The 10,553-nt window shown below is 41.5% G+C and carries 10 protein-coding genes and 1 rRNA gene; 6 read left to right on the top strand and 5 right to left on the bottom strand.

Annotated elements, in window-relative coordinates; all coding sequences use genetic code 11:
• The first annotated feature begins 338 nt into the window (after positions 1-338).
• From FQ087_RS15365 to FQ087_RS15390, 6 genes are all read left to right on the top strand, one after another.
• Positions 339-2,477: a type IA DNA topoisomerase gene (locus FQ087_RS15365; protein WP_149581446.1), complete on the top strand. Its 2,139-nt coding sequence runs from the start codon at positions 339-341 to the stop codon at positions 2,475-2,477.
• Positions 2,478-2,642: 165 nt separating this feature from the next.
• Positions 2,643-3,194 (top strand): biotin transporter BioY, encoded by a 552-nt coding sequence (locus FQ087_RS15370; protein WP_149581447.1) that lies wholly within the window; start codon positions 2,643-2,645, stop codon positions 3,192-3,194.
• Between the two features lie 85 nt (positions 3,195-3,279).
• Complete coding sequence (locus FQ087_RS15375) at positions 3,280-4,746, top strand: AMP-binding protein (RefSeq protein WP_149581448.1); 1,467 nt, start codon at positions 3,280-3,282, stop codon at positions 4,744-4,746.
• Positions 4,742-5,839: an acetyl-CoA C-acyltransferase gene (locus FQ087_RS15380; RefSeq protein ID WP_149581449.1), complete on the top strand. Its 1,098-nt coding sequence runs from the start codon at positions 4,742-4,744 to the stop codon at positions 5,837-5,839. Before FQ087_RS15375 ends, FQ087_RS15380 begins: the two co-directional genes overlap by 5 nt.
• On the top strand, positions 5,836-6,231 hold the full coding sequence (locus FQ087_RS15385; protein ID WP_149581450.1) for an FAS1-like dehydratase domain-containing protein: 396 nt from the start codon (positions 5,836-5,838) through the stop codon (positions 6,229-6,231). The genes FQ087_RS15380 and FQ087_RS15385 overlap by 4 nt, the downstream gene beginning before the upstream one ends.
• Positions 6,228-6,572 (top strand): MaoC/PaaZ C-terminal domain-containing protein, encoded by a 345-nt coding sequence (locus tag FQ087_RS15390; RefSeq protein ID WP_149581451.1) that lies wholly within the window; start codon positions 6,228-6,230, stop codon positions 6,570-6,572. The genes FQ087_RS15385 and FQ087_RS15390 overlap by 4 nt, the downstream gene beginning before the upstream one ends.
• A 71-nt stretch (positions 6,573-6,643) precedes the next feature.
• Here the strand turns inward: FQ087_RS15390 and FQ087_RS15395 are convergent, their stop codons facing one another.
• The 5 genes from FQ087_RS15395 to rrf form a co-directional block, all read right to left on the bottom strand.
• Positions 6,644-7,045, bottom strand: a complete 402-nt coding sequence (locus FQ087_RS15395) for a hypothetical protein (protein WP_149581452.1) — start codon at positions 7,043-7,045, stop codon at positions 6,644-6,646.
• Between the two features lie 75 nt (positions 7,046-7,120).
• The gene (locus tag FQ087_RS15400) at positions 7,121-8,500 is read right to left on the bottom strand and encodes a sensor histidine kinase (protein ID WP_149581453.1); all 1,380 of its coding nucleotides are present in this window, start codon (positions 8,498-8,500) and stop codon (positions 7,121-7,123) included.
• Positions 8,497-9,171 carry a response regulator transcription factor gene (locus tag FQ087_RS15405; protein WP_149581454.1) on the bottom strand — a complete coding sequence of 225 codons (675 nt, stop codon included), beginning with the start codon at positions 9,169-9,171 and terminating at the stop codon, positions 8,497-8,499. Before FQ087_RS15405 ends, FQ087_RS15400 begins: the two co-directional genes overlap by 4 nt.
• Positions 9,168-9,998: a YihY/virulence factor BrkB family protein gene (locus FQ087_RS15410; RefSeq protein WP_149581455.1), complete on the bottom strand. Its 831-nt coding sequence runs from the start codon at positions 9,996-9,998 to the stop codon at positions 9,168-9,170. Before FQ087_RS15410 ends, FQ087_RS15405 begins: the two co-directional genes overlap by 4 nt.
• 299 nt (positions 9,999-10,297) lie before the next feature.
• Positions 10,298-10,413 (bottom strand): 5S ribosomal RNA (gene rrf, locus FQ087_RS15415).
• Positions 10,414-10,553 lie beyond the last annotated feature (140 nt).

The following is a 10,553-nucleotide window of genomic DNA, read 5'->3' on the forward strand; positions in this document are numbered from 1 at the left end:
AAATTCATCGATATATGTCATCCCTTTTACACTAATCGACTTAACATAAGGATTTTTAGATAATAGGCTAATCCCTTTCTCTGTGAAAGTCTTTTTACTCATCTCAAACTCTCCTGTCCCATTCATCTTCAATTAATTTCACACAAAAAGACCCTATAGAGTAGACTCATTTTTAAGTGTCTACTCTATAAGGTGCAGTTTATTAACTGGGCTGCTCTTTTATTATTTACCTATGATTCCGTCACCATAGATAAAGATTAGTCATCTCCTCCCCCGTTTATGCGATAATACAACTACAAGAACTAACGTTTCATCGCAAAAAGAAAAGAGGTGCTATCATGAAACCGGTCATCCTAGCCGAAAAGCCAAGTCAAGCGAAGGCATACGCAGACGCTTTTTCTGTGCGGCGACATGAAGGTTATTTGGAATTATTACCTTCTCCTATATTTTCAGAAGGTGCATATATTACATGGGGCATCGGCCACCTTGTCGAATTGAAGGAACCGAAAGAGTACGATCCTAAATGGGCCAAATGGTCGCTTGCAAGTTTGCCCATTTTGCCGGAACGCTATGAGTTTCAGGTCGCAAAAGGAAAAACCAAGCAGTTCGCCATTGTAAAAAAGCTGATTAAAGGCACCGACACTGTCATTAACGCCTGTGACGTGGACCGCGAAGGATCGAATATCTTCTATAGCATTTATTATCAAACAGGCGCAAAAAACCAGACGATAAAACGACTTTGGATCAACTCGCTCGAAGTTGACGAGGTACGTAAAGGATTCGCGAATCTACAAGATAATCGCAAAGACCTCCTTATGTATGAAGAAGCGAAATCCCGGCAAATCAGCGACTGGCTCGTTGGAATGAATGGCTCCCGCCTTTATTCGCTTTTATTGCAGGCACGTGGCATTCGGGAAGTATTTTCAATTGGGCGTGTGCAATCCCCGACTGTTTACCTTATTTATCAGCGGCAAAAGGAAATTGAGGCATTCGTTTCTGAACCATTTTATGAAATCGAAGCGACGTTTATTGCTGCAAACGGGACATATAAAGGGAAGGCCAAAGCGAAGGATTCGAAGAGGGAAATTATCCGGGATCTTCTCGCAAAACATGACATTCATCCAAAATCACCTGGTGTCGTTACATCTGTAGAAACAGTTGATAAACGGACGCCGCCACCGCAGCTACATGCACTGTCTACGCTGCAAGCAACGGCAAATCGCTTATGGAAAACAAGTCCCGCGAATGTATTGAAGACCATGCAGGGACTCTATGAAAAGAAACTCGTGACTTATCCAAGGACGGATTCTCGGTATATAACGCCAAGTGAATTCACCTATCTAGCCGGACAAGTAACTGAATATCAGCAGCTTATTGGTCATACTTTCCCTGTCGCATCAATCGCTCCGAAAAAGCGCTATGTCGACAGTTCCAAAGTACAGGAACATTACGCAATCATTCCGACGAAGAAAATTCCGTCACAAGGCGTACTTGCAGGACTATCGACCATCGAACGGAACTTATATGAAGAAGTTGTCCGCACCACACTCGCTATGTTCCATACTGATTACCTGTACACTGAAACGAAAGTGACGACCGATGTCAATAGGCTCCCCTTCTTCACAATAGGGAAGACGGAACGTGACAAAGGATGGAAAGCGTTGTTCATCCGTTCAACGAAGGACAATGAAAAAGAAAAGGACGAGCCAACACTACCCCCACTCGCTATGCATGAACCGGTTGAAAGTGATATCGCCATTAAAGAAGGCAAAACAATGCCGCCAAAACCGTATACAGAAGGCCAGCTAATTGCGATGATGAAAACATGCGGGAAACTCGTCGAAGATAAAAAAGAGACCGATATTTTGAAAGAAATTGAAGGACTCGGAACAGAGGCTACCCGAAGTGGAATCATTGAAACAATCAAACGGCACGGCTACATCGATGTAACAAAAAACATCGTTTCCATTACGGATAAAGGGCGCATTCTCTGTCAGGCAATCGAAGGAAATCTTCTCGCAAGCCCGTCCATGACAGCTAAATGGGAAGCGTATTTGCGGAAAATCGGGAATGGCGAAGGAACACAGGAACGTTTTCTCGGAAGCATTGCGAAGTTCATCTATAGCTTATTGGAAGAAGTACCGGGTCAGCTGAAATCGCAGAAGATCGACATCAAACTGACCTCTACTGCCCCATCATCATCTGCGTCCGCTCACAATGGCATCGTACCATGCCCTGCTTGTAAACAGGGTACAATCGTTGCGAGAAAAGAATTTTACGGTTGCAGCGCCTACGCAAGCGGCTGCAAGCAGACTTTTCCCGCTGTCTTTTTGAAAAAAAAGCTTACGCCCGCTCAAGTGAAACTTCTCTGTACGAAAGGCAAAACGAATGTTATAAAAGGTTTCGTCTCCAATTCTGACAAGAAATTTGATGCGAGCTTAACGCTTGTAAACGGGAAAATAACGATTGAGTTCTAAGAGAAAATATCTTCAAAAGATATTCAACCCAAAATCTAATGGGTTGGATATCTTTTTTTATCGGTTCAATTAGGTTAACTATATAAAATTATAAGTTGACACAAATGCTAGATTGCGCTTAAGATAATCGATATGAACTAATTAACCTATGTTTGGAGATGTATTATGAAAATTAGAGAAATGACATATGTCGCTTTATTTGCCGCAATTATGGGAGCATTAGGTTTACTTCCTCCTATCTTTCTGACATTTACACCTGTTCCGATTACGCTCCAAACAATCGGGGTGTTGCTTGCTGGAGGTATTCTAGGTGCACGATTGGGAGCAATCAGTCAAATTGTTTTCTTATTGCTCGTTGCTGCAGGGCTTCCCCTCTTGTCTGGTGGACGAGGTGGCCTCAGTGTATTTGTCGGACCAAGTGCAGGTTATTTACTATCCTATCCTATAACAGCATTTTGCTTAGGTACAATTCAATCCCGCTTCAAAGAAGTTAAGATAGCTACTATTTTACCTATCAATTTGACTGTCGGTATTTTCCTGATTTATTTGTTTGGAATACCCGTACAAGCTTTCGTTATGAATATTGATCTGTTGCTTGCAGTCAAGATGAGTCTTGTCTACTTGCCTGGCGATATTATCAAAGCGACTCTAGCAACGTTTCTAATCGTAAAAATAAAGAAGTATCCCATTTTTAACAGAAAATTACTTTTCAATTAAGATAAGAAATTTTAATTTTTTTTAATCAGGTTGCTGTCCGGGCTAGACGGCGCCTCGCGCTTTTCTTTCAAAAAGGAGAATTCATGTGCCAACAATTACAAGTTCCTATCAACAGCAAGTCATCAGCAATCCTGACAAAATTGCTATTCAAACAGCTTCAGAGGCGATTACATACCGCGATTGGTATACAGTCGTTTGCAAAACAGCAAATTGGTTACATTTAATGACTGCTCCCCGCGACGCCATCGGCATTTTCATGCCGAACAGTATTGCTTTTCTTCAACTTTTCACAGGCGCCGCCATGGCTGGTCGTATTGCCGCCACATTTGACGCTAAATGGAAGCCAGCAGAGCTTGAACAGCGTTTAGCAATCTCTTCCCCATCAGTCGTTATTACAACCGCCGAATTGGTTGAGCGCATAAGAAGCAAGGAGTCCACTATCATTATTTGGGAAGATGCTTTGGTGCAAATCCTCCAATGTGATTCTTCATGGTGTGAAAATGTCGAAGGGGAAATGCCATTTTACATGGGCTTCACCTCTGGAACAACTGGTGTCCCGAAAGCCTTTATCCGTTCACATGATTCATGGATTGCTAGTTTCAAATGCAGCCGACACGATTTTCATATTAACGAAACAGATCACGTTTTGATCCCGGGTGCACTCATCCATTCCCATTTTCTTTACGGGGCAATCAGCGTATTGTATTTAGGTGGAACAATTTATCTGCTAGATAAATTTTCGCCTAAACTTTCACTGAACTTCATCGAAAACTACCCGATAACAATGCTTTATGTCGTACCTACAATGGTAGAGGCGATGCTATTAGAAGACATTATCATCGATAAACCCATACAAATCATATCTTCTGGAGCGAAATGGGAAGTAGATTCAAAACAAAAAATCCAGGAGCAGTTCCTTCATATAAAGATGTTCGAGTTTTACGGAGCGAGTGAACTAAGTTTTGTATCTTTTTTATGTAATGACTCCGATAAGGACAAACTTGGTTCAGTAGGAAAACCATTTCATAACGTTGAAATTCAAATCAGACATACACATCTCCATGAAACATCAGTGCGAGAAGTTGGAACGATTTTTGTCAGGAGCCCAATGCTTTTTGACGGCTATATTCATCCCGAATCACGTTCCATTCATTCAATAAAAGATGACAAAGGTTGGATAACTGTGGACGATATGGGCTACTTGGATGAAGACGGTTACTTATACATCGTCGGGCGGGAGAAAAACATGATCTTATACGGTGGAGTGAATGTATTTCCTGAAGAAATCGAAACAGTCCTGCTGAAACATCCGGACGTGGAAGTAGCAGCTGTCGTTGGCATGACTGATCCATACTGGGGACAAATACCGGTTGCCGTCATAAAAGGACACGCATCCAAGAAGGCATTAAAAAAGCTTTGTATGGAAAATCTGTCCTCTCATAAAATTCCCCGTAAATGGTTTTTCGTCGAAGAGATTCCCCATACAACTAGCGGTAAGATTGCCCGCATGCTTGTTGAGCAATTAATCGAAACCGAGGTGATTAAAAATTAACAGAGCGGTTATCGTAAAAGCGAAACGGACACCTATTGGAAAAAAAAACGGGGTATTCCAAGATATCGAACCTCATATTCTTGCGGCTCCTCTTCTCCGAGAATTGTCGACGCAGATTACACATGAATTAGACGAAATCATCTTCGGAAACGTTATAGGACCTGGAGGGAATATTGCACGTTTGTCTGCGTTGGAATCAGGGCTTCCTTTATCAATAGCTGGTATGACGATTGATAGACAGTGCAGCGCGGGCCTAGAAGCCATTCGGACGGCGTGCCATTTCATACAAGGTAAAGCAGGTAACTGTTACATTGCGGGCGGTGTGGAAAGCGCTAGCACTTCCCCATTTCTGAAGAGGGCTCGATTTTCTCCTGACCGTTTAGGCGATCCTGATATGGGTGTGGCTGCAGAAAATGTCGCACAAAAATATAAAATTACTAAAGAGATGCAAGATGATTATGCACTCCTAAGCTATACGCGTAGCTGGCATGCTTTTCAGGAGGGTTTATATGTACCCGAAATTATTAAATTTGAAGAAATGAATATAGATGAAAGCTTCTATAAAGAACGCAATATGGAAAAACTGCTGAAACGCGCAAAACCTATTTTCATAAAAGATGCCGGTACAGTTACTGCTGCAAATAGTTGTGGCATTAATGACGGGGCTGCTGCAGTATTGGTCATGGAAGAAGGGCTAGCGAAAGAACTACACATGAAACCCATTCTACGTTTCGTCGACAGTGAAGTGAGTGGTATACACCCTAATTTTCCTGGTATTTCTCCAGTTCCTGCAATCCAAAAGTTATTGAATCGGAGTGGTCTGTCGATTGAGGATATCGACTTATTTGAAATAAACGAAGCCTTCGCTTCAAAAATTGTTGCATGCGCGCAGGAATTATCGATTCCGTACGAAAAACTAAATGTTTCCGGTGGTGCTTTGACAATGGGACATCCTTATGGAGCTTCCGGTGCAATTCTGGTCACCCGGCTATTTTATGAAGTGCAAAGAAGAAAAGGGATGAAATATGTGCTCGCTTCCATTGGAAGTGCCGGGGGCGTTGGTCTCGCTGTTTTATTTGAGATGATTCTATGAAAACAGAAAAACAGTCGTTCATTTTCCAGAAAGAACAAGTACAGGAATATGTACAAATGCTTGGAGACTCAAATCCCGCCTATGAAAGTGAAACAAAAGCGCAAAATCTTGGGTTTCAAACCATTCCTATCCCGCCCACAATGCCAATGACTCTTTATAACTCATTCGAAATACCATGGACGCTACAAGCACCGGTTATCCTTCGTAAACAACGGTGCATAAATCACACCAAAATGTACATTGATGAAGTATATACTGGTTTTATTTCATTATCAGTTGTCAAAGTAAAAAAAGGTCATACATTCAGCAAACAAACTCTTTTTTTATACAATGAAGAGGGATATCTGTGTTTTAGCGGGATCTCCCAAATTGTTTCAGGTGAATTAGTATGAATGAAATCCAGTTGATTTTAACCCAGCAAGAAATTGAAAACTATGCCGAGATTTCCGGAGATTATAACCCAATCCATCTAGATGAAGAACAAGCAATGAAGCATGGATTTTCAAGAAGAATTGCACATGGTATGCTGATAATGGGGAAAGCTTGGAGTAATGTTTCAAACTCTTTGTTAACACCTACTCATTTCCCAAAAGAATACGAACTTGATTTTTATTCCCCAATCCACGCCGAAGAAATTGTAACTCTACGTATCAAACTTGACGCAGATAAACTTCAAATTGAAGGAATATGCAATGGGAAGATCGTTATTAAAGGATCAATTATTGTAACCTAAATTATAATCACATACAAAAAACCACTTCCCGAAATTGACGGAAGTGATTTTTTTGATTTGACTAAATCGATTCATTTTTTCGAGCTTTGTTTTTCAGTTAAAAATGTAATAACGACAAACAATGCAAAGCTGATGAGTAAAATTGTTCCTCCAACGATGTAAAGAATAAGCGACAGTGTTTCATTCACCCCAAATGGTCTCATAAACTGTAGCCACATACCTGATGTCAGACCGATTGCTCCAATAATTCCCGTCCAACCATGAATCGCAACCAATTTTTTCGCCCGAACTTTGTAAATCCGGTAGAAAACTCCCCAAGCAAATAGAGACAACCAACCAACTAATAGAATATGCGCGTGAATCGGTCGAAATGCTGGCGATCCGGCCCCTGCCATATGTGAACCTAATACTGTACCGATCAAACCAAAAATTGCCGCTACACGAATCAAGCGTAAACTCCATTTTTCCTCCATAATAAATTCCTCCTATACTGTAGATCTTATACCCTTATCTTATACATTCTACATGAACGGAAAGTGAACAGGACATTACAACTTCGGAAACACAACAGTAAAAGTGGTGCCTTGCCCTTTTTGACTAACAACGTCAATTGTTCCACCATGTAATTTCACGACTTGTTGGACAATGGATAATCCAAGTCCAGTTCCTCCTGTTTCCTGCGTTCTCGAATCATCAGCTCTGTAAAAACGGTCAAAGATGCGCTTAAGCTCTTCTTCATCGATGCCTATTCCGTTATCTTTGACAATGACCTTAACTTGATCCGATTGCTCCGTTAACACAACTTCAATCGTCCCGCCAATCTCTGTATACTTTAGCGCATTCGTTAACAAGTTCTCCCACACTTTTTCAAGAAATGCAGGATCTCCAGTGAAACGAACCTCCTCAATATCCATTTCTAACGTCATTTCCTTCTCTTCCAGCAACCATCTATACTTGCGAACTATCTCCTTTAGCTGCTTGTCCAATTCAAAAGTCCTTTTTTCCAGTGGGGATGATAACTGATCGAGTGATGTAAGAAGCAATAGCTGTTTTGTTAATGAAGACAATCGTTCCGTTTCGGATTGGATAACAGTCGCATAATTTTTCCGTGAATCTTCAGTGAGCTTATCGTCCAACAGAAGCTCCGCATATCCTTTAATATTTAGCAATGGCGACTGGAAATCATGCGACACATCACTTATGAATTCTTTGCGTATCCGATCATTTTCGCTCAGTTTCTTCGTCATGAGTTGAAAACTTTTCGCAAGCTGACCGATTTCATCTCTTCGATTAATATCGAGCGTCCTAGCAAATTTTTCTTCCCCAACTTCTTTCGTAGCGGCCGTTAACTCCGTAATTGGGTCAATCAACATTTTAGCCACAATCAACATCGCCAGTAAACTGAAAACCGCCATGATAAGCACCATCCCGCCAAGGATATAATGCACTTCTGTAAAAAGCATCTTAATATCAGGTCGTAGAAAAAGGGCATACGTTTCCCCATTGAATTTAAATGGTACCCCGACCGTATTTGCTAATTCATTCGAGAAAAAACCGGTTACAAACGTTTCACTCGGGAGATCTCTCATCCCGTGATATACGTCACCATTCAAAACCCGGTCTATAACTTTGCTTGAAAGATTTTCTTCCCGAAACGCTTCTCCGTACATTGTGACTTCTTGCTGTTCATTGACAACGTAGAGCTTATATCCGACCGCAGATTGCGTTTCAAAGTAGTTTATCAGATCTAATTCCTTATCTGATTCAATGAACGACGCAATACTTTTTGCGATGCTCATATTTTTCTCATCGTTCTGCCCTTTCAGTTGCTGATGGTAATATGTATTGACCGCGAGAAACGCAATAAGAGCACTCGCTATCATGATAACCGCCGTCATCGCGATGAATTTCCCGTATAATGATCTCATGATGATAACACCTCAAGTTTATACCCTACACCCCGCACCGTTAAAATGGTTACTTCCCCAGTCAACTTCACCAGTTTGTCTCGAATTCGCTTGATATGAACGTTTAACGTCTGTTCATCCCCTCCATAATCATAGCCCCATACTCGCTCAATTAATATTTCTCTTGTGAAGACATGGTTCGACCGTGATGCTAACACTGAAAGCAACTCAAACTCTTTTAACGGTAAGAGCAGCACTTTCTTTCCAACTGACACTTCATAGCTCTGCCGATTTATTTTCATCGGTCCCGCTTGGATGAACACATCAACCGCTTTATCATATCTACGCAAAATCGCATTTATCCGGAATAACAATTCCCTCGGTTCAAACGGCTTCACAACATAATCATCAGAACCGGCAAGAAATCCTTTTTCTTTATCCTCCAGCTCCCCCTTGGCAGTCAGCAATAAAACCGGTATATCTGCCTCCGCCCTGAGCTTTTTCGTTAACGCATACCCATCCATCCCCGGCATCATTACATCAACCACTGCCAAGTCTGGTAATTGCTCCTCCAATACCTTAAGCGCCTGAAATCCATCTGATGCTTTCAGAACCGTATACCCGGCCTGAGTCAATTGGATATTTACTAACTCTAATATATTTGGATCATCATCTACCACAAGTATTTTCATCTTATTATGCGCCTCCTTTTTCGACCAGATAATTTCCGCCATTCTGCATTTAGCAAGCCTGAAATCAATATAATGACTGCCGTCAAATAAAACCAAATCACAAGTAGGATAATCCCTGACAATTGCCCATATAAACGGGTATAGTCAACGTTCGAAACATAGCTCCCGAACACAAGTGAAAATAACTGCCAACCAAAAGCAGAAAAGACCGCTCCCGGTAGTGCTTCTTTAAGCTTCATTTTACCTGTTGGTACAACTTTGTAAAATAGTAAGAAAAACAGGAATAGAAACAGCGTCCCCAGCCCCCATTTTACATTCGGCCAAATATAAAACCACCCTTGCCAATCTTCAATTGTATCGTAATAAGTCACAACTCTATATAAAGCTTTTTCGATAATCGGAAGGAACAATGATAACGGAATGACCAACATAAAAAGAAGCGTGACCCCAAGATCGCGTATTAGTACCTTCCAAAATGCATAACGGCGTATATAGCCATTCGCCAGGTCTAGCGAGCGAGCAAGCGACTGTACCGCCATCGAAGTGACCCAAAACGCCGTGACAAGACTTGCATATAGTACTTTACCTTGCCCCTTCTTCAGAACCGCCTGGACATTCTCTTCTATTACAGTAAATGCTTCATCAGGCGTGAAAGGTCTTAGAAATGTAATGAGCATCTCCTCGTTAACTGGAAACAAACTAAGCAAGGAAAGAATGAATAGAAAAAATGGAAACATGGACAGCAAAAGATAATACGCCGTCTGTGCTGCCTGATCAAAAAAGCGCTCATTGAAAAAACGAACCACTACATTTTTAATAATCCTCATCCGCTCACCTCTCTATCCCAATATAACCATATTCTAAACAAAGCAATAGGATAACCGCGAAGAAAGGTTAAAAATATATATTAAACGAATAAGCATATCCTCCCGGAGACCAATCATATAACTCAGACGACCGAGCATAACATCTATCTGACCAATCATATCACCCAGACGACCAAGCATAACATCTACTTGACCAATCATAAAACTCGGACGACCGAGCATAACATCTAATTTATTATATAACTATTAAAAATAAACACAAAAAAAGCCACTACCCAATGGGTAATGACTTACTTAGAGACCGGCGACGTCCTACTCTTGCAGGGGGAAACCCCCAACTACCATCGGCGCTGAAGAGCTTAACTTCCGTGTTCGGGATGGGAACGGGTGTGACCTCTTCGCAATCGTCACCAGACTCTTTGAGCTTGTTCGCTCAAAACTGAATAAAACAGACATTGTGCTACACAGAATCAGGGTAATCAAGCCCTTTTCAAAATTGGTTAAGTCCTCGATCGATTAGTATCCGTCAGCTCCACACGTCGCCGCGCTTCCACC

The sequence above is a fragment of the Sporosarcina sp. ANT_H38 genome (assembly GCF_008369195.1).
Classification (GTDB): domain Bacteria; phylum Bacillota; class Bacilli; order Bacillales_A; family Planococcaceae; genus Sporosarcina.